The organism is Campylobacter sp. RM12651, assembly GCF_022369475.1.
Classification (GTDB): Bacteria; Campylobacterota; Campylobacteria; order Campylobacterales; family Campylobacteraceae; genus Campylobacter_E.
In genome coordinates this window covers 2,023,299-2,045,302 of sequence record NZ_CP059600.1, presented here as the reverse complement: position 1 = coordinate 2,045,302, position 22,004 = coordinate 2,023,299, and the positions used below count along the sequence as shown (strand labels likewise).

The 22,004-nt window shown below is 26.7% G+C and carries 25 protein-coding genes; 10 read left to right on the top strand and 15 right to left on the bottom strand.

Annotated features, from left to right (window positions below; all coding sequences use genetic code 11):
• The first annotated feature begins 9 nt into the window (after positions 1-9).
• Both AVBRAN_RS10295 and AVBRAN_RS10290 read left to right on the top strand, forming a co-directional pair.
• Positions 10-414, top strand: a complete 405-nt coding sequence (locus tag AVBRAN_RS10295) for an acyl-CoA thioesterase (protein ID WP_214116195.1) — start codon at positions 10-12, stop codon at positions 412-414.
• 65 nt (positions 415-479) lie between these two features.
• The gene (locus AVBRAN_RS10290; RefSeq protein WP_239803741.1) at positions 480-1,253 is read left to right on the top strand and encodes a 3'-5' exonuclease; all 774 of its coding nucleotides are present in this window, start codon (positions 480-482) and stop codon (positions 1,251-1,253) included.
• Between the two features lie 28 nt (positions 1,254-1,281).
• Here the strand turns inward: AVBRAN_RS10290 and AVBRAN_RS10285 are convergent, their stop codons facing one another.
• The 10 genes from AVBRAN_RS10285 to gatC are packed head-to-tail and all read right to left on the bottom strand — an operon-like array spanning position 1,282 to position 8,919.
• Entirely contained in the window at positions 1,282-1,653 is a 372-nt protein-coding gene (locus tag AVBRAN_RS10285; RefSeq protein WP_214119971.1) for a YraN family protein, read from the bottom strand.
• Positions 1,628-2,389, bottom strand: coding sequence for a shikimate dehydrogenase (locus AVBRAN_RS10280; RefSeq protein WP_214149948.1), 762 nt, complete (start codon positions 2,387-2,389; stop codon positions 1,628-1,630). The genes AVBRAN_RS10285 and AVBRAN_RS10280 overlap by 26 nt, the downstream gene beginning before the upstream one ends.
• Positions 2,379-3,173 carry an SPOR domain-containing protein gene (locus tag AVBRAN_RS10275; protein ID WP_214149936.1) on the bottom strand — a complete coding sequence of 265 codons (795 nt, stop codon included), beginning with the start codon at positions 3,171-3,173 and terminating at the stop codon, positions 2,379-2,381. Before AVBRAN_RS10275 ends, AVBRAN_RS10280 begins: the two co-directional genes overlap by 11 nt.
• Before the next feature lie 10 nt (positions 3,174-3,183).
• Complete coding sequence (locus AVBRAN_RS10270; RefSeq protein WP_214116202.1) at positions 3,184-3,729, bottom strand: DUF1882 domain-containing protein; 546 nt, start codon at positions 3,727-3,729, stop codon at positions 3,184-3,186.
• Entirely contained in the window at positions 3,723-4,958 is a 1,236-nt protein-coding gene (glyA, locus tag AVBRAN_RS10265) for a serine hydroxymethyltransferase (RefSeq protein WP_239803223.1), read from the bottom strand. The genes AVBRAN_RS10270 and glyA overlap by 7 nt, the downstream gene beginning before the upstream one ends.
• A gap of 57 nt (positions 4,959-5,015) precedes the next feature.
• Entirely contained in the window at positions 5,016-6,500 is a 1,485-nt protein-coding gene (lysS, locus tag AVBRAN_RS10260) for a lysine--tRNA ligase (RefSeq protein ID WP_214116207.1), read from the bottom strand.
• Positions 6,501-6,524: 24 nt separating this feature from the next.
• Positions 6,525-6,974, bottom strand: a complete 450-nt coding sequence (locus AVBRAN_RS10255; RefSeq protein ID WP_214116209.1) for a Fur family transcriptional regulator — start codon at positions 6,972-6,974, stop codon at positions 6,525-6,527.
• Positions 6,975-6,985: 11 nt separating this feature from the next.
• Positions 6,986-7,543: a CvpA family protein gene (locus AVBRAN_RS10250; protein ID WP_214116211.1), complete on the bottom strand. Its 558-nt coding sequence runs from the start codon at positions 7,541-7,543 to the stop codon at positions 6,986-6,988.
• Positions 7,540-8,586 (bottom strand): PilT/PilU family type 4a pilus ATPase, encoded by a 1,047-nt coding sequence (locus AVBRAN_RS10245; RefSeq protein ID WP_275592004.1) that lies wholly within the window; start codon positions 8,584-8,586, stop codon positions 7,540-7,542. The genes AVBRAN_RS10250 and AVBRAN_RS10245 overlap by 4 nt, the downstream gene beginning before the upstream one ends.
• A gap of 54 nt (positions 8,587-8,640) precedes the next feature.
• Positions 8,641-8,919, bottom strand: coding sequence for an Asp-tRNA(Asn)/Glu-tRNA(Gln) amidotransferase subunit GatC (gatC, locus tag AVBRAN_RS10240; protein ID WP_214116213.1), 279 nt, complete (start codon positions 8,917-8,919; stop codon positions 8,641-8,643).
• Positions 8,920-9,051: 132 nt separating this feature from the next.
• On the opposite strand from gatC, the gene AVBRAN_RS10235 reads away from it, so the two are divergent.
• The 7 genes from AVBRAN_RS10235 to AVBRAN_RS10205 all read left to right on the top strand — a co-directional run bounded on the left by AVBRAN_RS10235 (position 9,052) and on the right by AVBRAN_RS10205 (position 16,401).
• Positions 9,052-9,561 (top strand): hypothetical protein, encoded by a 510-nt coding sequence (locus AVBRAN_RS10235; protein ID WP_214116215.1) that lies wholly within the window; start codon positions 9,052-9,054, stop codon positions 9,559-9,561.
• Complete coding sequence (locus tag AVBRAN_RS10230) at positions 9,558-10,478, top strand: hypothetical protein (protein ID WP_239803222.1); 921 nt, start codon at positions 9,558-9,560, stop codon at positions 10,476-10,478. Before AVBRAN_RS10235 ends, AVBRAN_RS10230 begins: the two co-directional genes overlap by 4 nt.
• The gene (locus AVBRAN_RS10225) at positions 10,475-11,086 is read left to right on the top strand and encodes a type III pantothenate kinase (RefSeq protein ID WP_214119659.1); all 612 of its coding nucleotides are present in this window, start codon (positions 10,475-10,477) and stop codon (positions 11,084-11,086) included. The genes AVBRAN_RS10230 and AVBRAN_RS10225 overlap by 4 nt, the downstream gene beginning before the upstream one ends.
• 43 nt (positions 11,087-11,129) lie before the next feature.
• Positions 11,130-12,476 (top strand): FAD-dependent oxidoreductase, encoded by a 1,347-nt coding sequence (locus AVBRAN_RS10220; RefSeq protein ID WP_239803221.1) that lies wholly within the window; start codon positions 11,130-11,132, stop codon positions 12,474-12,476.
• Position 12,477: 1 nt separating this feature from the next.
• The gene (gene pyk / locus AVBRAN_RS10215) at positions 12,478-13,917 is read left to right on the top strand and encodes a pyruvate kinase (protein WP_239803220.1); all 1,440 of its coding nucleotides are present in this window, start codon (positions 12,478-12,480) and stop codon (positions 13,915-13,917) included.
• A gap of 121 nt (positions 13,918-14,038) precedes the next feature.
• Positions 14,039-15,643: a hypothetical protein gene (locus AVBRAN_RS10210; protein ID WP_239803219.1), complete on the top strand. Its 1,605-nt coding sequence runs from the start codon at positions 14,039-14,041 to the stop codon at positions 15,641-15,643.
• Complete coding sequence (locus tag AVBRAN_RS10205) at positions 15,640-16,401, top strand: FAD:protein FMN transferase (protein WP_239803218.1); 762 nt, start codon at positions 15,640-15,642, stop codon at positions 16,399-16,401. The genes AVBRAN_RS10210 and AVBRAN_RS10205 overlap by 4 nt, the downstream gene beginning before the upstream one ends.
• A gap of 745 nt (positions 16,402-17,146) precedes the next feature.
• Here AVBRAN_RS10205 and AVBRAN_RS10200 read toward each other — a convergent pair.
• The 4 genes from AVBRAN_RS10200 to AVBRAN_RS10185 all read right to left on the bottom strand — a co-directional run bounded on the left by AVBRAN_RS10200 (position 17,147) and on the right by AVBRAN_RS10185 (position 20,157).
• Entirely contained in the window at positions 17,147-17,554 is a 408-nt protein-coding gene (locus AVBRAN_RS10200; protein WP_239803217.1) for a type II toxin-antitoxin system PemK/MazF family toxin, read from the bottom strand.
• Between the two features lie 24 nt (positions 17,555-17,578).
• Positions 17,579-18,829: a site-specific integrase gene (locus AVBRAN_RS10195; protein WP_239803216.1), complete on the bottom strand. Its 1,251-nt coding sequence runs from the start codon at positions 18,827-18,829 to the stop codon at positions 17,579-17,581.
• Between the two features lie 444 nt (positions 18,830-19,273).
• On the bottom strand, positions 19,274-19,516 hold the full coding sequence (locus tag AVBRAN_RS10190; RefSeq protein WP_239803215.1) for a hypothetical protein: 243 nt from the start codon (positions 19,514-19,516) through the stop codon (positions 19,274-19,276).
• A gap of 68 nt (positions 19,517-19,584) precedes the next feature.
• The gene (locus tag AVBRAN_RS10185; protein ID WP_239803214.1) at positions 19,585-20,157 is read right to left on the bottom strand and encodes a hypothetical protein; all 573 of its coding nucleotides are present in this window, start codon (positions 20,155-20,157) and stop codon (positions 19,585-19,587) included.
• Positions 20,158-20,306: 149 nt separating this feature from the next.
• Between AVBRAN_RS10185 and AVBRAN_RS10180 the strand changes: the two genes are divergently transcribed.
• Entirely contained in the window at positions 20,307-20,720 is a 414-nt protein-coding gene (locus tag AVBRAN_RS10180) for a hypothetical protein (protein ID WP_239803213.1), read from the top strand.
• Positions 20,721-20,820: 100 nt separating this feature from the next.
• Here the strand turns inward: AVBRAN_RS10180 and AVBRAN_RS10175 are convergent, their stop codons facing one another.
• Positions 20,821-21,990 carry an AAA family ATPase gene (locus AVBRAN_RS10175; protein WP_239803212.1) on the bottom strand — a complete coding sequence of 390 codons (1,170 nt, stop codon included), beginning with the start codon at positions 21,988-21,990 and terminating at the stop codon, positions 20,821-20,823.
• Positions 21,991-22,004: the final 14 nt, after the last annotated feature.

Here is a 22,004-nt window from a genome sequence, read left to right as displayed (position 1 = left end):
GGAGAATATATGAAAGAATTAAAAGAAGCAAGGCTTAGATTAGTTGCTATGCCAAAAGATACAAATCCTGCAGGCAATATTTTTGGTGGTTGGATAATGAGTCAAATAGATTTAGCTGGTGCAGTTGCAGCTAAAGAAATAGCAAATGGTAGAGTAGTTACTATTGCAGTTGAACAAATGACCTTTAAAAAACCTGTTTATGTTGGAGATATTGTGAGCTTTTATGCTGATATTGTAAAAGTTGGAAGCACATCAATACAAGTTCAAGTAGAAGTTATCGCTGAACGCTGCACTCCTAAATTATATGGAGTTTGTGTGCCTGTTACAAGTGCACTTTTAACTTATGTAAATGTTGATGAAAACGGAGAAAAAATCAAAATTGATGAGAATTTAAAACGCTACAAGGGATTTTAATAATCCCTTTTATTCAACCTACTTTTTAAACTTACTTGTTAGAATTAAAAAAACTTTTAAGGATAATTATGAAATATGTTTTATTTGATACAGAAACTACAGGAAATACAGAATTAGATAGGATTATTCAAGTAGGTGCTTTGGTAATTGATAGTGAAAAATATGAATTTAATGAAATAGAATATGCTGAAAATATTTTTGACAATATACAAGAAAGAAAAGTTTTAGTATTTGATGAATTATGCAGTAGTGAAGTAAATATTTCTTTTGAATCTATGGAAGTTCATAACATAACCCCTGAAATGCTTATTAATAAGCCAAAATTTAGTGAAACGAAATTTTCAAAAATGCTAAATGAGCTTAATTCAAACGAAAATTACTTAATAGCTCATAATATTAAGTTTGATTTAGGAATGTTAGAAAAAGAAGGCTTTCAAAATAATTTTAAATTAATTGATACTTATAAGTGCGCTAAGGCTATTTTTCCTGACTTTAATCATCACAGATTGCAATATTTAAGATATTTTTTAGGGCTTTATAAAATTGAGCAAGAAGAGGCACAAAAATTAGGAATAATTATAAAAGCTCATGATGCGATAGGCGATGTTTTGGTTATGAAATTATTATTAGATGAATTATTAAAACATAAAAATTATGAAGAATTGCACGAAATTACAAAAGCCCCATTAATTAGTACTAAATTTAGCTTTGGAAAATACAAGGGCAAAAGTTTTGATGAGGTTAGAGCTGTTGATAATGGATATTTGTTGTGGGCTATGAATAATTTAGATGATGAAGATTTAAAATATTCTATCAAGAAATTTTTAGGATTAATTTGAGAATTTAAATCTCAAATTATCATTTTTTCTATGTTATATTTTCTATATAATTAATGTTATTATCATTTATTGCTATTAAATCTATGCAATAATTTAAATTATTGTAATCTTCATAATGTTGATTAAAAATATAAATAGATTTTATAATTCTTTCTAATTTTTTTGGTGTTAAATAATATTCGCTTTCATAATTTTTGCTTGATTTTACTTCAATAAAATGCAAGGTTTTATCTTTTAAAGCGATTATGTCAATTTCTCCAAATTTGGTTTTATAATTTGTTTTAATTATTTTAAAATTATTTTTTTCTAAGTATTTTTTAGCTTTTTGTTCGTTTTCATAGCCAAAAATATATGATTTTAGTCCTTTTATACTCTTATTTAATAAGTTCTCTTGCTTCATTTATTAAATCTTCGTTAGGATAAATTCCGCAAAAATATTCAAAAGCAAGGGCTGCTTGAAAAATAAGCATATCAAGTCCATCTTGAGTAATAATATTTGGATTTTTTAACTTACAAAAATCTAAAAATATATCGTGATTATATGCTAAATCATAAGCAATTTTTGTATTTTTTGCTAGTTTTTCTAAAAGATTTTCTTCTAAAGGTAGTAGATTTTTTAAACTTGCGCTTGTTGAGTTTATAATTAAATCAAATTCAAATTCATCTAATGCCGTATGAACTTCGCATAAAAAATCATCTTTTTTACTTCTATTAATTACTTTGGTTTTTATATTATTTTTTGCTAAAGAATAATAAACAGCCCTAGCAGCCCCACCAGCTCCTATTATTAAGGCATTGTTTATTTTGTAATTTTTTATAGGTTCATAAAACCCAAATATATCAGTATTATAAGCTTTTAAAATTCCATTATCATTTATTATAGTATTTGCCGCTTTTGTGTTTATAACGCCTTCATCTTTATAATTTGCTAGTATTGCAACTTCTTCTTTATAAGGTAAAGTTACATTAACACCTTTATATTTTAAAATTGTGTTTTTTAAATCATTTGGATTTTCTACTAAAATTTTCTCATAATTAGCATTTATATTTAATCTTTCATACCATAGATTATGAATTATAGGAGATTTTGAGTGAGCGATAGGATTTCCTATCACTCCGTAAATATTATTTTGCATGATAATAAAATGCGTCTTTTTTCACATTATCTCTTACAAATTTTAAGGCATTTGCTTTATCAGAATTTGAATAAGGTCCTACAATTACTCTACTCATACCTTTATTATCAGTAACTACTTTATATTGTAATCCTAGCGTATCTAGTTTTTTAATTTCGTGTGATTTTAGGTCAATATTTTTACCTGCATATACTTGAATATAGCTTCCATTATCACTTGTAGTAGGTGCTTTATTTGCTGGTTTTTCTTGTTGAGCAACTGGCTTTTTAACATTTAATGTATCAAATACTGAGTTTTCTTGTTTTGTTGTTTGAGTAGTTTGCTTTTTCTCTTCTACAACCACAGGCTTTTTCTCTTCAACTACAGCAGGTTTTACTTCTTCTTTAGGAGTTTCAAGTGCTGGCGTAGGTTGTTGATTTGCTTTTGCTAATTCTTTTACAACATTTTGAACTTCTTGAGATTTTTTAGGTTCTGGTTCTACTATATTATTTTCTTTTTTTAATCTTTCTTCTAAAGATGTAAAATCATCACTAAAACCATCATTTTCACTTTTTAAATTCTCAAAAACTTCATTATCTTGAGCTTTTTGTTCAAATGTAGCATTAGGTTCTATCGGTGGTAATGGGCTTTTTTGACTATCTCCATTGCTTATTAATTTATATATAATCAAGGCAATTAGAAAAACTATTATGCCTATAATTATCTTAAATAACATTTGTTTTTGTTTATTCTTTTTGTTGTTACTTTCTAAAACTAAATCTTCAAATTTATTGTGTTCTTGCATTTTCAATCCTTTACATATGTTTTGACCAAGATGCCCCACGCTCTTTTTGATAAATTTCATAAGGTAATGCTAAAATATTGTATTCCTTAGGCATATCAAGTGTTGGAAATACTCTCCATTCAACGGGCATTTTTTGAGCCAACATTGCACTTAGTTTATTAGCTAATCCACAACCTTCGGCAAATGCAGTATGACCTTTGTGAATATATAAATGAAGATGACCTGGCGTTTTGCTTTTATAAGCTGTGAAATTAATAAAACCTTCTTCTCTTAATAATAATTGAGCTCTATGCCAAAATTTTTCAGTATTAAAACCATTGTAGTCAAATACTATATTTTCTACTTTATCTTGTGCGTTTATTAAATTGTGAGCTATTGTTATTTTACCTTCTGAATGTTCTCTTATTAAGCTTGGAGATAAAAACTCATTAACTCTTTCATACTTATTAAAAAAAGTTCTACCTTTATGCTCAATTTTGCTTACTATAGTATCTCTTTTTATAAAATAATGTGAATTAATCATTTTAATTAAGGCTAATTCATTGCTTGTTAACATTTTAAGTCCTTATATAATGGGAAATTTTCGCTTAATTTTAGCGTAGTTTCTTTTGCTTTTTTTATAATTTCATCGTTATTTAAATTCTTTAGCACTAGGCTTATTGTCTGTGCTATTATTTTCATTTCTTCTTCTTTCATACCACGAGCACTAAGTGCAGCAGTGCCAAGTCTTAATCCACTTGTAATAAAAGGAGAACGCTTTTCGTTAGGAACGCTATTTTTATTAGCTGTAATACCTGCTTTTTCTAATGCTATTTGAGCATCTTTTCCGCTAAATTCACAATCACTAAAATCCATTAACAACAAGTGATTGTCAGTTCCACCACTTACTAATTTAAATCCTTCTTTTAGCAATTCATCGGCTAATACCTTGCAATTTTTTATAACTTGATTAGCGTATGTTTTCCAACTTTCATCAAGATTATATTTAAATCCAACTGCTTTTGCTGCAATAATATGCATTAATGGACCACCTTGAAGGTTAGGAAAGATTGCTGAATTTATTTTTTTTGCAAGTTCTTTATCATTAGTCATTATTATCCCACCTCTTGGCCCTCTTAGAGTTTTATGAGTTGTTGAAGTTACTATGTGAGCGTGTGGAAATGGACTTGGGTGAAGATTAGCTACTACAAGACCGGCAATATGTGCAATATCAGCTAATAAAAATGCTCCTACTTTATCAGCAATTTTACGAAATCTTTCAAAATCAATTATTCTAGCATAAGCACTAGCACCACAAACTATTAATTTTGGTTTTACTTCTAGGGCAATTTTTTCAATTTCATCATAATTTAAATAACCATTTTCATCTACTCCGTAGCTATAGCTAGTATATACTTTGCCACTTGCATTTACCTTTGAGCCGTGAGTTAAATGCCCACCTGCACTTAAATCCATTCCTAAAATAATATCTCCTGGATTTAATAATGCTGCGTATGCACCTTGATTTGCTTGTGAGCCTGAATGGGGTTGAACATTTGCGTAATTACAATTAAATAATTTTTTACAACGCTCAATTGCTAAAACTTCTGCTTTATCAACGATTTCACAACCACCATAATATCTTTTTGATGGATAGCCTTCTGCGTATTTATTTGTAAGAATACTACCTGTAGCCATCATAACTTCAGGAAAAGTGAAATTCTCACTAGCAATCATTTCTAAATTCTCATTTTGTCTTTTAAATTCTTCTTTTATAATTTCATTAATTTCTGTATCAAATATCATCTTAACCCCTTTTTTTTATATAAATTCTCGCTAGTAATCATTCACAAATTGAAATTATCAATCCTTTTTAGGACGCATAGCAGGGAATAATATTACATCTTTGATTGATTTTTTGTTAGTTAGCATCATAACAAGTCTATCAATTCCTATGCCCTCACCTGCAGTTGGTGCCATACCAAACCCTAACGCATTTACGAAATCTTCATCCATTTCGCATGCTTCGTCATTTCCAGCTTTTTTAGCTTCTACTTGAGCCAAAAATCTTTCGTATTGATCAAGTGGGTCATTTAATTCGTTAAATCCATTTGCTAGTTCTTTTCCAGCTATAAACAATTCAAATCTCTCAGCTATTTCAGGATTTTCATCACTTCTTCTACTTAATGGACTAATTGATACTGGAAAATCCGTAATAAATGTAGGATTTATAAGTTTATCTTCTACATAATTATCAAATAATTCTGCTTGTAAATGTCCTAAATCTAATTTTTCATTTGCTTCAAATCCATCAGCCTTTAATTTCTTTAAAATTGCAGCTTTATCATTTACTATAGCAGCATCAATACCACCTATTTGAACTAAGGCATCTTTATATGGAATTTTTGCAAATGGAGTGCTAAAATCTATTTGCTTATCATCGTATGTAATAGTAGTGCTAAGTCCTAAGTGAGCTATTAATTTGCTTAATAAATCTTCAGTTAAATTCATTAAATCCTTATAATTATGATAAGCCCAATAAAACTCAATCGTGCTAAATTCAGGATTGTGAGTAAGATCCATTCCTTCGTTTCTAAAGCAACGATTTAATTCAAATACAGCTTCAAAACCACCAACTATTAAGCGTTTTAAGTAAAGCTCAGGTGCAATTCTTAAAAATCTATCAACACCTAAAGTATTATGATGAGTAATGAATGGTCTTGCGTTAGCTCCGCCTGCAATTTCGTGCATCATAGGAGTTTCAACTTCTAAAAATCCTAGATTTTCAAAATATCTTCTAACAAATGAAACAATCTTACTTCTATTAACAAAATCTTGTCTAATTTCAGCATTCATAATCATATCAAGATATCTTTGTCTATAGCGGCTTTCCATATCCACTAAGCCGTGAAATTTTTCAGGTAATACGCAAATACTTTTAGTAACTAAATCTAATTTATCTACATGAATACTAAATTCGCCTTTTTTTGTTACGAAAGCATAACCACGAACTTTGATAATATCGCCTACTTCTATGAGTTTTTTAATATTATCAAACCAAGTTTCATCAATTGTGCTTTTATTAAAATAAATCTGAATTGAGCCACTAAAGTCTTCAATGTTCGCAAAAACGGCTTTCCCACCATCACGCATAAATTTAATTCTACCGATTAATTCACAGATTTCTTCTGCTTTTTTTTCTTCAAGTTCATTTATGAAATCATATTTATCTTTAAATTCTTTTATACTCATCGGTTTTGTTACAAAATGAGAATAAGGATTAATACCTAAAGACCTTAGCTCGTTAGCTTTACTAATTTTTTGCTGTTCTAGTGGGTTTTCAAACATATTTTTACCTTTCTTTATATTAAATTATTTTTTTTGACATTCTTTGCAAGTTCCATATAATTGCATTAAATGGCTTGATAGTTTAAAACCATGTTCTTTTGCAATTTTTAATTGCCTTTGCTCTACTATATCATCTTGAAATTCTATAATTTTATTACAAGATTTACAAATCATATGGTCGTGGTGTGGCTTGTTTGCAAGCTCAAATTTTTTACCTGCAGTTCCAAAAGAAATTGAAGTTACCATTCCTGATTCTTCTAAAAGATTTAAAGTTCTATAAATTGTTGCGATACCTATGTTTTGATTAGGATCCATTTCTTTTAATGCTTCATAAAGTTCATCTGGAGTGCAGTGTTCGTCATTGTTATAAAGTAATTTTAATAAACTTTCTCTTTGTTTTGTGTATTTTAATCCACTTGTTTTTAGAATTTTTTTAAATTCTTCTAATAATACATCGTATTCCATATTTTCCATGTTTTCTCCTTTTATTTTGAATTTTCTTCTTTTAATTCATTATTTAATAAATTTTCTTTTTTTGTATTTATAGTATTTTGAATCGCTTGTATATTAGCAATTGCTCCACCTGTTTGAATTAAAACAGGATACATCATACTATTTGCAAAAAATTGGTTTACTTTACTATTTATTATAGGTAAGGCATTTATACAAGATGCAATTATAGAAAAAATTATAAATATTTTTCCAGCGCAAAATATAAATCCCATAATTTTATCAATTATTCCAAGTCCGCTTAAGGCTACTAGTTTTGATATTATTCTTCCTAAAATAAGAAAAATTCCCCAAACTATAACTAAAGTTATAACAAAACCACATAGGTTTAATAAAAGCTCATTATCGCTTTTATAAACATATTGATTAATTAATGCCCCTACTTTTTCTGAATTGCTAGTGCTTACATATACGCCTACTAAAATACCAGCTAATCCAAAACCTTCTTTAATAAGTCCTGAAATAATTCCACCAATACCTAAAATTAGCGTTACGCCAATTATTACACAATCTAGTATTAAGCCGCTATTCATATCAAATTCACTAGCTCATTATATTGAGTGCTATATCTTAAAGCAAGCTCACGAGTGATTAAACCAGAGCGAACCGCTTCAACTAAGCTTTGTGTTTGGGTTTTCATACCTGTGCCTTGTTGATTTAACTGCATTTGTGAATATATTTGATGGTTTTTGTTTTCACGAATAAGGTTTGCAATAGCCATATTATTAATCATAATTTCGTGAATTGCTAAACGACCACCACCTTTTTTAGGTATTAAGCTTTGTGCTATAACTGCTTGTAATGAAAACGATAACATATTTCTAATTTGGTCTTGCTCTCCACCACTAAAGCTATCTACGATACGGTTGATTGTTTGCATAGCTGAGTTTGTATGTAGGGTTCCAAATACTAAGTGACCTGTTTCAGCTGCTGTAATTGCTGCTGCTATTGTTTCTCTATCTCTCATCTCACCGATTAAGATAATATCAGGGTCTTGTCTTAAAGCATATTTTAAAGCTGTTTGAAAGCTTTTAGTATCTATATCAACGTTTCTGTAAGAAAATACTGATTTTTTGTTTTTATGCATAAATTCAACTGGGTGTTCTATGGTTAAAATATGCTTACTTTCTGTTGCGTTGATTTCATTTAACATTGCTGCTAGAGTTGTTGACTTACCAGAACCTGTTGGACCTGTTACAAGAATTAGTCCTTTTTCTTTTTTGATTAATTCTTTAAAAATTGGTGGTGCTTTTAAATCATCTAAACTAGGGATATTTTCAGGAATTAGACGAAATGCAGCTGCAAGTTTTCCTTCTTCAACATAGTAATAGTTTGCCCTAAAACGCCCTACTCCTTCAACTGCATAAGCGAAGTCTAGTTCTCTTTCTTCTTCTAAGGTTGCTTTTTGTGCGTCTGATAAAATACTATAACAAGAAGCTTTAATAATTTCAGAATTTAAAACAGCAAATTCCAAATCATTCAAAGTTCCGTGAATTCTTAAAAGTGGTTTTCTACCAGGAATAAAGTGCAAATCACTCGCATCATTTTCTTTCATAAATGTTAAAATTCCATTCATTTGAATGGTATTAACGCTATCTTGAGTTTGAATATTTTCTTCCATTTATTTTCCTTATTCTATGATTTTAGGTACAGAGAAAAAATGTCCATTTGTAGATGGTGCATTTTTTAAAATATCTTCAATAACTTCTGATTTTTGTGGTATATCTTCTCTTAGTGGAGTATAATTTAAATTATTGATTTTTAAATTATTAGTATCAATTTCATTTAAATTATCTACGAATTTTAAAATATCATCAAAATCAGCAATTAGTTCTTTTCTTACATTATCATTTAACCTAATTGATGATAATTTTTCTAATCTTTCTAATAGCTTTTCATTGACTACCATAAGTTCACCTTGCTTTAATAAAATTTCATCTGATTATATAATAAAAATTTAATATAGCACTAAATTTATCAAGATTTACGAAAAATTGTTACAATTTCAGCTTTAATTTTATTAATTTTTAAGGAATTTAATTTGAAAGAAAATTCATATAGCGTAGAAGAATTTGGCATTAAAGTTGAAAGATTTATTAGAAAATACAAATTTCTTTTTATATTTTTGATAATCGTAATTGTTGCTTATTTTGTTATAACATCTATTAATGATTCTATAAAACAAAAAACAAAAGAAGAAGCAAATGCTTTATATAATGAGCTATTAATTACTAAAAATAATGATAAATTAAATCAATTAAAATCTTTAAATCCTAATTTATATTTAGCAGTGCTTTTAGATGAAAAATATTTAGATGAATTATTACAATTTAATCCTAGTAATGAGGATAAATTATTATTAGAAATTTATAAAGCTAGAGAATTTAAATCAGATTTTTTCTTAACAGATTTAAAAACAATACAAGAAGCTTATGCGTTGTTAAAAGATAATAAAATTAAAGAAGCTGAAGTAAAACTTAATTCAATAAGTGCAAATTCTGTATTTTTAAGAATTGCTAATAATTTAAAACATTATCAAGGTAACCAATGAAAAAATATTCTTTAATAGCTTTATCTTTAGTATTTTTAGCGGCTTGTTCAGGTTCAAAACAATACTATAAGCCAGAAAATACTCAAAAGCTTACAACAATTAAAACGAAAAATGAGAATATCTTGAAGAATTTTAAAGGTTATGAAATCATTAACAAACAAGATAATATCTTATATTTATCTAATGATTTAGGATTTTTAAAAATCTTAAAAGATAAAGAAGTAATTTTTGATAAGAAATTTGATGCAAAAATTGTAAGTATCGCAACAGAAGGCAATAAAGCTGTAATGGTTGATGCTTTGAATAATATAATAATATTTGATTTGTTAGAACAAAAATATTTATTTAGTGAAAACTACGGACAAGCAAATGGAGTGGTGAAAAAATTAGCAAATCCTAGTTTTAATAACAATGTGATAATAATTCCTAGCTTAGATGGCAAATTAATCGTTATCAATAACAATACCAATACTTTTATAAGAAGTATAAATGTAGGAACTCAAGAATTTTTTAATAATGTTGTATTTTTAAAAGCTGATAGTGAAAAATTAATCGCAGCAAGTTCTAGTAAGGTATTTACAATAATTGATAATAAAACATATACTAAACTAATCAATATTAAAAAGGCTTTAGAAAAAGATAATTATATTTATATTTTATCAAACGAAGGCGTAATTTATAAATTTGATTATTTATTAAATGAAATTATAAAAATTAAATTTAAATATGCAAACTATAGTGATGTTTATGTTTATAATAACTTTATTTATGCTTTAGAGCATAATGGATACTTGATAAAATTAGATGATAAATTAAATGAATTAGCTGTTTATAATTTAGATTCTAAAATAAATTCAGGTGCTTATTTTAAGGATAATATTTTATTTTATAATAACAAAAGCTATGAATTGAAATGACTTTAATTGATATTGGAAACACAACAGCTTGTGTTTATAAAGAAGAACATGCAAAAAGGATAGAGTTAAAAGACTTTATCCCAAACTCTTTTAAAGAAAAAGTATTTTATATAAGTGTAAATTCTAATTTTTCTACACTACCTAATAACTATATTAATCTTGAACCTTATTTTAGTCTTAATACTTCTTATGTTGGTTTGGGTGTTGATAGAATTGCTTCTTGTTATTGCATTGATTCTGGCATTATTGTAGATGCTGGTAGTGCAATTACAATTGATAAAATGAGTGATGGTAAACATTTAGGCGGATTTATTTTGCCAGGTATTCAATCATATCTTAATGCTTATAAGAATATTTCTTGTAGATTAGATTATGAATTAAATACATCTATTGATTTAAATTCGTTACCAAATTCCACAAAAGACGCTATTAGCTACGGGATAATTTCAAGTGTTGTAAATAGTATTAATGATTTTGCTAATGATGAGATAATTTATCTAACTGGTGGAGACGCAAGCTTTTTAAGTCAGTTTTTTAAAAACGCAATAAATGAAAAAAATTTAGTATTCCAAGGAATGCAAAAATTAATTAAAGACTTGAATTTATAAATAAATAAAATTATCATTAAAAAAATTACAAAAAGGATGGAGTATGGCACAACATTTTGATGTTATAGTAGTTGGTGGTGGAATTAGTGGAGCGGCTTTGTTTTATGAGCTTAGCAAATATACAAATGTAAAAAAAGTGGCATTAATAGAAAAATATCACGCATTAAGCACTCTCAATTCTAAAGGCACTAGCAATTCTCAAACAATTCATAGCGGAGATATAGAGACAAATTATACTTATGAAAAAGCTTCAAAAGTAAAACCTAACGCTGATATGATTGTAAATTATGCAAAATTAGTAAAAGCAGAAGAGAAGTTTATGTTTTCTCATCAAAAAATGGCTTTAGCTGTTGGTGAAGAAGAATGTGCTTTTATGCAAAAAAGATATGAAGAATTTAAAGATATTTATCCTTATATTAGAAAGTTTGATAAAGCAGAAATAAAAAGAATAGAGCCAAAAGTAGTAGAAGCTTTAGGTGGTGGTGATAGACCTGAAGAAATATTTGCAATGGGTGCATTAGCAGGGGATTGTTATACAACGGTTGATTTTGGCAAAATGAGCGAGAGTTTAGCTGAAGAAGCAATGAAAGCTAATCAAAAAAATCAAATGTTTTTTAATGAAGAAATTGTAAATATTTATAAAAAAGGCGATGTTTTTTATCTAATTAGTGCTAACAAGACTGAATTTAGTGCGAATTTCGTAGTGGTAAATGCAGGTGCTCATTCATTGTTTTTAGCACATAAGATGGGTTATGGTCTTGATTATGCCTGTTTGCCTGTTGCAGGTAGCTTTTATCTAACTAAAAAGCATTTATTAAATGGTAAAGTTTATATGGTTCAAAATCCAAAATTACCTTTTGCAGCATTACACGGCGATCCTGATATTTTATGTGATATGAATACTCGTTTTGGTCCGACTGCTTTAGTATTACCTAAGCTTGAGCGTTATCACGGGCTTAAGAGTTTGCCTGAATTTTTTACAACTTTACGCCTTGATGGAACTACTATTAAAATATTGCTTGATTTAATGAAAGATAGCACTATTAGAAATTATATTTTAAGAAATTTCTTATTTGAAGTGCCATACCTTAATAAAAATCTTTTCGTAAAAGACGCTAGAAAAATCGTCCCAAGTCTTACAACTGATGATATAACTTATGCAAAAGGTTTTGGTGGAGTTCGCCCACAAGTGCTAAACAAAACTGAAAAGAAATTAATGCTAGGCGAAGCTAGTATAGTGCCACAAAATCAAGGAATAATCTTTAATATGACCCCAAGTCCAGGTGCGACTAGTTGTATGGGAAATGCTTTAAGAGATTTAAGAATGGTGGTTGATTATTTAAAACTTGAATTTAACGAAGAACTATTCAATAAAGAACTAAGGGGATAAAATGAAAAAAACAAAAATAATAGCAACTTTAGGGCCTGCAAGCGATAGCGAAGAATGTATAAGAGAAATGATAAAAGCAGGTGTTAATGTATTTCGTTTAAATTTTTCTCACGGCTCTCATGAATATCATAAAGCGAATTTAGATAAGGTAAGAAAAATAGCTGAAGAATTAGGCGAAAATATCGGAGTATTACAAGATATTTCAGGACCAAAGATTAGGGTATTAGAATTACCTGAGCCATTTTTATTAAAAAAAGGTGATAGATTAGATATTTATAGACATACAATAAAGGCTAATCAAAAAGCACAAAATCACTATGAAGTAAGCACAAATTATAATGAAATTCTAGGTGCAGTAAGAGTTAGCGAGGCTATATATTTATGCGATGGTTCTATTAAAGTAATAGTTGAAGATGTAAATCAAGATTATTTAAAATGCCAAGTTCAAAACGATGGAAAATTAGCGTCAAATAAAGGTATAAATTTCCCTAATACAAAAATCAATATAGAAGTAATCACTAAAAAAGATAAAGATGATTTATTGTGGGGTGTTAAAAATGATGTTGATTATATGGCAATATCTTTTGTTCAAAACGCTTATGATATCAAAAATGCTAAGCAAATATTAGCCGAAAACGGAAATAAAACTGCTGTTTTTGCAAAGATTGAAAAATTTGACGCTGTTGAGAATATAGATGAAATTCTTAATGTAAGCGATGGGATAATGGTTGCTCGTGGGGATTTAGGAATAGAAGTTCCTTTTTATAAGGTTCCAAGCATACAAAAATCAATAATTAAAAAAGCTAATGAAATAGGTAAGCCAGTAATTACTGCAACTCAAATGCTATTTTCTTTAGCAAATAACAAAAGTGCAACTAGAGCAGAGATAAGCGATGTTGCAAATGCTGTGTTAGATGGAACTGATGCAGTTATGCTTAGCGAAGAAAGTGCAGTTGGAATTGACCCTGTAAATGCTGTTAGTATTATGGCTGCAACGATTAGCGAAGTAGAGAAAATCTATCCATATTGCAATTTTAATCACGATAAAAGAGATATGACTGATACCATCGCAGCATCAGCTGTGCAACTTGCAAAAGATATTAATGCAGACGCATTGATTTGTCTTACAAGTAGTGGTGCGAGTGTTAAAAAAATGGCAAGATATAGACCTGATACAAAGATAATAACAATGAGCCATTGTGATAAAACACTAAAAAGCCTTAGTATTTGTTGGGGTCTTAGTGAAGCTTATGTGGTTGATAAGGCAGGTAGTTTGCACGAACTTTTACAAAATTGTGTAAGAGTAGGGGTAAAAAAAGGCATTATGGATAAGAGTAAAAATTATGTTATTACAGCAGGTTATCCTGTAGGAGAAACAGGTAGCACGAATTTAATCAGAGTTCTTGGAAAAGAACAAATAGAGTATTATTTAAACTTGTAGAAAAAAAGGAATTTAAAATAGGCTTTTGCTTATTTTAAATTCTAAAAAATGAATGATATTTAAACTTATATTAAATAATAATTATTATAATACTTATCAATAATTATGAAAGGAAGTTTAAATGAAGAGAATATTCTTAAGCTCAACTTTAGCTTGTGTTTTAGCAAGTTCTTTAAATGCTAGTTATGTAGTAAAACCAAATGAAATGATTGATATTTATGATGATAGTATTAATAAAACTAGCATTCAAGCAAATCTTATTAAGTCTTTAAATCCAGATGATAGTTTTAAATGGCATTATGCAAGATATTTTGAAGGAAAATCAAAAACTGATTTATATTTTAGAGATATTAGTGTAAGAAATGATAAATTACTAGCAGCAGGGAGCTATCATTCATCAATAGTGTTATTTGACTTAAAAAATGACAATATTGTTTATAATGATTTTTATGCGATAAAGGATGCTGACCATTCTGAATTAGGTAAGAAATATCCAGAAGCTACCGACGATGCAAAAAAACAAGAAAAAGTTAAAGAAGATAGCAAAACAGATAATAATAACGATGATGATGAGTGGAGTGGGGCAAGTGAGCTTTTCGTAGAGCAAGTAGAATTTATAGATGATAAAACTGCTTTTGTAAATACTATGCCAAAATATTTAGGAAGAGATAATAAAAATGCTAGACCATATTTACACCATTCAGGACTACATAAAATAAAATTAGATAATAGCGGTGATTTAAAGGAATTAGCCTTTTTAAAGGGTGAATATTTTTTGTTTAGAAAATACAAAGATGGTGTAATTGCTTTAGATGATAAAGAAACTTTTAGTATTTTTGATAAGAATTTAAAATTGATAAAAAGCTTTAAGATTAAAGATGTAGTAAAGGCTGATGTTAGGCTTGATAGATTATTTGTGCTTTTAAAAGGCGAAAATAAAGGCATTTATGAATACGATATTAAAAAATCTAAACTAAATAAAATCGTAGATTTTAACGCACAATATTTTGGTCGTCCTATAAAAGCTACTACAAGCCCTTTTTTAGTAAGTCCTGATGCAAAAAATATTTATTATGCAACACCACATAATTATAATTCTAAGCTATGTAAAGTAAGTGTATTAAATCACACAACAGAGTGTTCAAATACAGGTTTTGCTTTATATTCTGGCTCTTATGCTATTAGTCCAGATGGTAAAACTTTGGCTTATACTTTTGGAGATAGATTAGGGCAAACTAGCATTTTTAATATTGAAAATAAGCCGTATTTAGCAGGAAGTATTAAGGGTGGGAATGTAAGTTATGCCGCTACATTTAAAGATAATAATACATTAATTGTTTCTAATAATCGTAGAAATATTGATATTTATGATTTATCAAAAGGCAAAAGCATTAGTATAGATGATAAATTTGAGAATTTAAAAGCAAATATTTTTAGTTTTATTGCACCAAATATGGAAAACATTAAAATTAAGATGAAAAATAGTGGTGGAAAAGAAAAAATAAAATCAGATATTATTTTTCCACAACATATTGATGGGATAAATATTGTTTATCTTTTACCTGATGAGTTTGCAGATTTTGTTGATGAAAAAGGTAAAATTTTTGCTTTACCAAAAAATGATTTAAGTGGGGAATTTAGCGTTATATTAAAGCTATGTGAAAACGGCAAAATAATTCGTGAAGAAGCTTTAACAACTCCATTTAATATAAAAGTTAGTAAGTGAAAGAATTTGTTTTTTCTTGCTTTAGCACAAAATGTGTTGTTAAATTAGAAGCTAGCGAATATGAAGCTTCTAATTTAGCTATTAAATGTTTTGAGCTTTGTAAAAATCTACATTTAAAATATAATTATTTTGATAATTCTTCGCTGGTATCTAAAATTAATAATAAAAGCAAAAATCGTATAAAATTAGACCAGCAAACTATGATGATTTTGCAAAAACTCTCAAGTCTTAGTGAAATTACTAATTATGCTTTTGATATTACACTAATCAATAAAAAATTAAAAAATAATGCAAAATATGGTAAAAATTCATATTTTTTATCTAAAAAATTTATAGAATTTGAAGATATAAATACAAAAATTGACTTAGGTGGCGTGATTAAAGAATTTGCAGTTGATGAATGTGCTAAAATTTGTGAAAAATACAAATATGTGATTAATTTTGGAGGGGATTTAAAGACTAATAAAGAAATATTTGTAAATATTAAAAATCCTAAAAATCCACAAGAAGCTATTAAAAAATGGCAAATCTTAAATCAATCGCTAACAACTTCAGCACAATATGAAAGGGCAAATCACATAATAAATACAAAAGATTTTAAATATTCTCAAGTTAGTGTAATAGGAGAAAACACGCTTAGTTGCGGGGTATTTTCCACTGCTTTGTGCTTTGAAGAATTTGTTTTGCCTAAAGAGTATTTAGCAATTTGCATTGATTTTAATAACGAAATAAAATACCAATCTAATCGCGACAGGTAATTTAATATATTTTAATTGAAGTTAAAATAAAGAGAGTTTTATTATATTACTTTAGAACAATCTTGATTAAAAATATTGTTACAAATGCTTGCTTTTTAGATATTTAAAGAAAAATAGCAATAATTTTTGTATTACTTTTGCAAAATAGATAAAATTACAAATACCACTGCTTGTTTTGCTCATTGCAACATAATTTTTATCAAAATCATAATTTAAGAATTTTTAAAAACTTAAATATATTTTTATGAATAGTAGCGTGAGTTGAAAATATTGCTTGTTATATTCTAACTATTTGCTTTATATGTTTGTTTTGTTAAAATATTTAGAAGTTTCACTAAGTTTTATACTTAATATTTAATATAGTTTTTGTCTATGATTTTTATATTGTGCTATCAGTTTTAAATTCTATTTTTTTGCAAATAATTATATTGTGAATTTAATGTTTAAAATATTTGTTTGATTTTAGATACGAGCTAAAAATAAAATTAAAGGAAATAAAAAAGTGGCTCCGGATGTAGGATATTTTTTAAATACATAAAAGCTTATTAATAAAGATAATATGGTAATTTAATTACAAAAGTTAATTTAAAAGTAACTAAAATAAAAGAATTAAACAAACATTATATAAGCTATTTGCAAATTAACTAAACAAATACTATAATAAAAATGTTTCACCCTTTTTGGGTTAGTCGCCCCCTTATCGCAAGATAATGGCTCGGGTTTCCCCCACCTTTTAGGTGTGGGGTTAATTTATTACTTCATTTATAATTATTTGTTTTATATTTAAAAAATCATTTTTTAGTAATTTAATTTTAGCTTGATACATAACTCTTTTATTGTCAAACACTTTAATTTGAGATAATAAAGCAGTTTGTAAGCTTCCATTACTATCAAAAACATAACGATATTTATTAGCTTTTCCATATACTTTAGAACTTAAAGGAACACCTAAAAACAGCCTATTACCAGCACTATCAAAAAGCTTATTAATCACTAGCACAGGTCTAGCATAATCTTTACCTTTGCCATAAACTTCATAACCTATATTTAATCCTATTTTAACCCAATAAACTTCCCCAAGTTTTATATTTTTATGTTTATTATTATCATTTGTTTTCTTTTTAACTTCATTCCAGTCATCATAATTCATCATAGCAAAATCCTATTTTTTCTTATTTTATAATAATTTTTCTATATTGTTAATATAGTCGCCATACCATTGCATTAAAATCATTTTTTCTTTTATAGATGATCTACTTCTTTCATAATGCATCGCTATGCCTTTTGTAGAATGATCCATAACTTCTTCAATTACTTTTTCACTAATACCCATACTATTTAAAGCGGTAATATTTAAACTACATATTGTTTTAAAAGTGCTTCTAAATCCATAAGGGACTACTTTTCCATAATATTTATAATTTAAAGTTTCTCTAATAGCTTTACTTATAGTATTTGTTGATATGTGCTTATTTTTGTATTTTGAAGGAAATACATAAATATTATTTTTTGAAATTGATTTTAATTCAGATAAAATTTTAATCATATATGTATTCAATGCTATTGTATGTTCATTTTTATTCTTCATTTCACTTGCTGGAATAGTCCATAATTTATTTTTAAAATCAATATAACTCCATTTCGCAGATACTGTGTTAAATGGTCTATTTGCAGTGAGAATTTGTAAAAATATTGCATATTTAATATTTAAATCAATTTTATTATTTTCTTTTAGGCATTTTATAAAATTTTTTATATCTTCATTATTTATTAGAGCAGGTCTTCTGCCATCACGAGAGTTAATTTTATTAAATTCTTTTAAAGTAATAAAGTGTTCTTTTAAATTATTTGCTGGATTATTTTGTATGTAATTATCTGCTATCGCTAAATCAAAAATTGATTTTAAATATGATATTAGCCTGTGTATTATATCAATTCTACTTTTATTTTTATTTGCTGGATTATATATACTAGTTAGTATATCTAATAATTCACTATGTTTAATATCTGCAATGTTTTTATCTCCTAACTTGGGTAAAAGGTATTTATTAATTCTTTGCATTATTTGTTTTACATATCTTTCATTTCTACATTTGTTTTGAACTATTTTTATATATTGTTTATATAAAATACTAAAATTGTAATTTACCCTATTGATGCTTAAATTGTAGTTTTCATCAATAAGTAGTTTTCTTAATATTTTAATTGCATCAGCTCTTGCTTCTTTTATAGAGTATATATTTTCTCTAAATTCATGAAGTTTTATCATTTTGTTTTTATACCTAATACAAAATGTTTTCATACCACTAGGATAAATTCTTAGATATAGTTCTTTTGGATTACCAACACATTTAATATATGCTTTATTGTTATTTTGTAATTTTTTAATATCTTTATTTGTTAAATTAGTGCTACTAATTCTTCCCATTATTATCCTTTTACAGTTTATAGTTTTAAGTTACTTAAAAAGTTATTTAAAGTATGTTTAAGTCAAAAAATAATATACTGAACTTGTTTTATACTTTCATTACCTTCTTATTTAAAATCTAATAATTTTTATTTTTTTTTACTTTATAAATACCACTAGTCTGTTACTTGTCTGACACTAGTCTGACCACTAGTCTGCTTTATAAAATAGACTAGTCTGACTAGTCTGTATATTTTTTACATATAAAAATTATTAAAATTTAAAAAATAGCAAAAAAAGTAATGAATTTTAAGTATTTTTAACGCTTGTCTGACACTAGTCTGACCACTAGTCTGCTTTATAAAATAGACTAGTCCGTAATCTTATGCACTAGTCTGAATTTTATTAATACTTATCTGGAATTTATATTAATTTATAGATTAAAATAGTTTATTTTAAATTATTTTAGTTTTCAGCCATTTTTTCTCTTAGTAGTTGTCTAAAAAAGCTATTTCTGCTTATATAATTTTCTGCACAATATTGTTCTAAAGCATTAAATTCATCTTCTGTTAATGTAACTGTAAAACCTTTAGTAACTTTTAACTTAGAGTTTTTTTTCTTTCTAGTTTGTTTTTGAGCTTCTTTATATGTATTTACAACATTGTCTTTTAAAATATCATCAATACTTACTTCTAATTTTTTAGTCATTTTTTATCCTTGTCAATATATTTTACTAATTATATTAATTATAGTCAATTAAAATAATTTAAAATAAATTAAAATAATTTATTGTTTTTAATATACTTTAATAGCTCATAATAAGATTTAATGAAATTTTTATAGCTATGCATTGATAGTGTGTTTTCTTTATATAATTCATTAAAGCTTTTTCCATAATTCATAGAATTTAATACTATTTTTGAGTCTTTAAAATAAAAAATTGGTATATTGCAATCTTTAATTTTTTTTAGGTTTTTTATTAAAAAAGCTACTTCTTTGTTGTCTTTAAAGCCAGTAGCGAGTATGATAAAATTTTTATTAAATTCTTTTAGTTCATTATAAGTTTCATAAGTTCTAATTATTGAATTTAAATTTGGATTTGTTGGTATTATTATATAATTTGACTTTTCAACAATATTTAAAATACCTTTTGCTACAAATCCACCAAAATCATATACACAATTATCTATTAGTTTTACTTCTTGAGAGATTTTAGCTTTATTTGGATAGATATGTTCAATACAGCTATTGTCATTTGATTGTAAATACATATTTAAATCTTTTGCTATTGAAAAGGCAAAAGGAGTTTTACCAACACCACCTTTTTTTGATATAACTGAAATTATCATTTTTTATTCCTTTAAATAATATATTTTAGTATATAATATATTAAAATAAATTAAAATAAGCTAAAATAATTTAAAATAGTTTAATTTAAGCTATAATTAATTTATGATTAATATAATTAAACAAATAATTCAAAATAAAGGAAGAAAGTATGAAAAAAATTAATTTAGTGGCTGCAGGTATAGTGTGTTTATTTTCTACTGGTTGTGTTTTGCCAAAATTACCACCTGTTCCTGATGCGTTAAAAGCACCGGAAATAAATAATAATAATAGTAAAAGTGATATTACAAAAAGACCTATGATTTTAATGGAGTATCCTGATGGAAGAATAGAAACTCAAGGTAATATGAATTATGGTAAAAAGTGTGTATTAGAAAAAGATAGTAGAAGTGGTAGAATTACAAAAACAGGTGTTGTTGTTCGTGATAGATGTGTTCCTGACCATTGTAAAAAGTGGTATGATGATGTAGATCTTCAGCCTAAAAATGAAAAGGAAGAAGAAGAGTTAAAATTCTGTGAAATTGATGTTAAGTCAATTAATTTTGGCTATCAGCTAATTAAATAATTACATACCTAGCTTTTAGCTAGGTATTTTGTTTTTAGATTATACTTCATTTTTTTGTTTATACAATTATTAGTGTTTATTGCCTTACTTATATTATCAATCACTTCACAATACCATCTATTGTATTGGCATTATCGTTTTTAATAAGTTTATAAATGCTTTTATTGTTTTCCTTGATTTTTTCTTTAGCCCATAAAACACCACAATAATTATTTAAAATATTTGCAATTTTACTTTTATCTTTAACTATGCCTTCACCTATTAAATAATTTTTAATTTGTGTATAATTAGCTTCTTTATTGTTTGATAAAAATTCTATTATTTCATCTACTATTTTGGTATCGTTTTTATTCTCACTTGCCCATAATATGTCAACTTCTATCAATCTATGCTTATCTAAATCAAATTGAAAAGCCTTGTTTTTTAAATCACCATTTCTTGCTTTTATAGTTTTAAATATAAAAGTTTGTTTATCTGGGTTATTTTCAAGGATAAAAGCATTTGTTGTATCTTCTAAAAATGCAGATGAACCCGCGTAATTTTCTCCTAAATCTTTTTGTGGTTTATTTGTATGGTGTAAAAATATAACAGTAGCTCCAGCATCTCTTAAAGCTTTTACTAATCTCATAAATTCACTTACATCTTTGTTTTTATCTCTATCGCCTAGAATAAAGTTTTTTATGCTATCTAAGATAAACAATGTATTTGTTAAATCTACATTTTTAAATTTGTTAAGGAATATATTTGCTTCTTCTGCTGAATAATTGCTAGATGAAAACATATTAAATCTACTTCCAAATTCGTTTCTTATTTTATAGATTTTCCTATTTGTCAATGTAGCTATTGAATTATCTAAATCAAAATATACAACTTTATGTTCTATTGATTGTTTTAAAAAACTAGTGCAAATTCCTAAAGCAGTTAAAGATTTACCACCACTAGGCTTTGAAGCTATCATTGTGATTTCGTTTTTAACAATTAAATTATTTATAATGTATTCAATTTTTGACTTATCACTATCTAATGTTTCATAGTTAAACATATTCATATTAATTATGCTTTCAAAATTTTCACTGTTTATTTCAGAGTTTTCTAAAGCTTGTATTTTTTGCAATAAAAAATCTATTGTATGTTGAATATATTCTTTTTCTTTATCAAGCTTTATTTTTGATAATAAAGTTTTTAAGTTATCTACTTCTTTTTGAAATTCTGCTATTTCTTTATATTTGTTTTGTATAGCTTTTGCTATTTGATTTTCATTTGTCTTCATACTTCAGCCCTTTA

Bases quoted from the DNA above. Each gene is read 5' to 3' on its own strand.
- AVBRAN_RS10295 (WP_214116195.1), top strand. From the start codon at position 10: ATGAAAGAATTAAAAGAAGCAAGGCTTAGATTAGTTGCTATGCCAAAA.
- AVBRAN_RS10285 (WP_214119971.1), bottom strand. From the start codon at position 1,653: ATGAAGCAAGAGAACTTATTAAATAAGAGTATAAAAGGACTAAAATCA.
- AVBRAN_RS10280 (WP_214149948.1), bottom strand. From the start codon at position 2,389: ATGCAAAATAATATTTACGGAGTGATAGGAAATCCTATCGCTCACTCA.
- AVBRAN_RS10275 (WP_214149936.1), bottom strand. From the start codon at position 3,173: ATGCAAGAACACAATAAATTTGAAGATTTAGTTTTAGAAAGTAACAAC.
- AVBRAN_RS10270 (WP_214116202.1), bottom strand. From the start codon at position 3,729: ATGTTAACAAGCAATGAATTAGCCTTAATTAAAATGATTAATTCACAT.
- glyA (WP_239803223.1), bottom strand. From the start codon at position 4,958: ATGATATTTGATACAGAAATTAATGAAATTATAAAAGAAGAATTTAAA.
- lysS (WP_214116207.1), bottom strand. From the start codon at position 6,500: ATGTTTGAAAACCCACTAGAACAGCAAAAAATTAGTAAAGCTAACGAG.
- AVBRAN_RS10255 (WP_214116209.1), bottom strand. From the start codon at position 6,974: ATGGAAAATATGGAATACGATGTATTATTAGAAGAATTTAAAAAAATT.
- AVBRAN_RS10250 (WP_214116211.1), bottom strand. From the start codon at position 7,543: ATGAATAGCGGCTTAATACTAGATTGTGTAATAATTGGCGTAACGCTA.
- AVBRAN_RS10245 (WP_275592004.1), bottom strand. From the start codon at position 8,586: ATGAATGGAATTTTAACATTTATGAAAGAAAATGATGCGAGTGATTTG.
- gatC (WP_214116213.1), bottom strand. From the start codon at position 8,919: ATGGTAGTCAATGAAAAGCTATTAGAAAGATTAGAAAAATTATCATCA.
- AVBRAN_RS10230 (WP_239803222.1), top strand. From the start codon at position 9,558: ATGAAAAAATATTCTTTAATAGCTTTATCTTTAGTATTTTTAGCGGCT.
- AVBRAN_RS10225 (WP_214119659.1), top strand. From the start codon at position 10,475: ATGACTTTAATTGATATTGGAAACACAACAGCTTGTGTTTATAAAGAA.
- AVBRAN_RS10220 (WP_239803221.1), top strand. From the start codon at position 11,130: ATGGCACAACATTTTGATGTTATAGTAGTTGGTGGTGGAATTAGTGGA.
- pyk (WP_239803220.1), top strand. From the start codon at position 12,478: ATGAAAAAAACAAAAATAATAGCAACTTTAGGGCCTGCAAGCGATAGC.
- AVBRAN_RS10210 (WP_239803219.1), top strand. From the start codon at position 14,039: ATGAAGAGAATATTCTTAAGCTCAACTTTAGCTTGTGTTTTAGCAAGT.
- AVBRAN_RS10200 (WP_239803217.1), bottom strand. From the start codon at position 17,554: ATGATGAATTATGATGACTGGAATGAAGTTAAAAAGAAAACAAATGAT.
- AVBRAN_RS10195 (WP_239803216.1), bottom strand. From the start codon at position 18,829: ATGGGAAGAATTAGTAGCACTAATTTAACAAATAAAGATATTAAAAAA.
- AVBRAN_RS10190 (WP_239803215.1), bottom strand. From the start codon at position 19,516: ATGACTAAAAAATTAGAAGTAAGTATTGATGATATTTTAAAAGACAAT.
- AVBRAN_RS10185 (WP_239803214.1), bottom strand. From the start codon at position 20,157: ATGATAATTTCAGTTATATCAAAAAAAGGTGGTGTTGGTAAAACTCCT.
- AVBRAN_RS10180 (WP_239803213.1), top strand. From the start codon at position 20,307: ATGAAAAAAATTAATTTAGTGGCTGCAGGTATAGTGTGTTTATTTTCT.
- AVBRAN_RS10175 (WP_239803212.1), bottom strand. From the start codon at position 21,990: ATGAAGACAAATGAAAATCAAATAGCAAAAGCTATACAAAACAAATAT.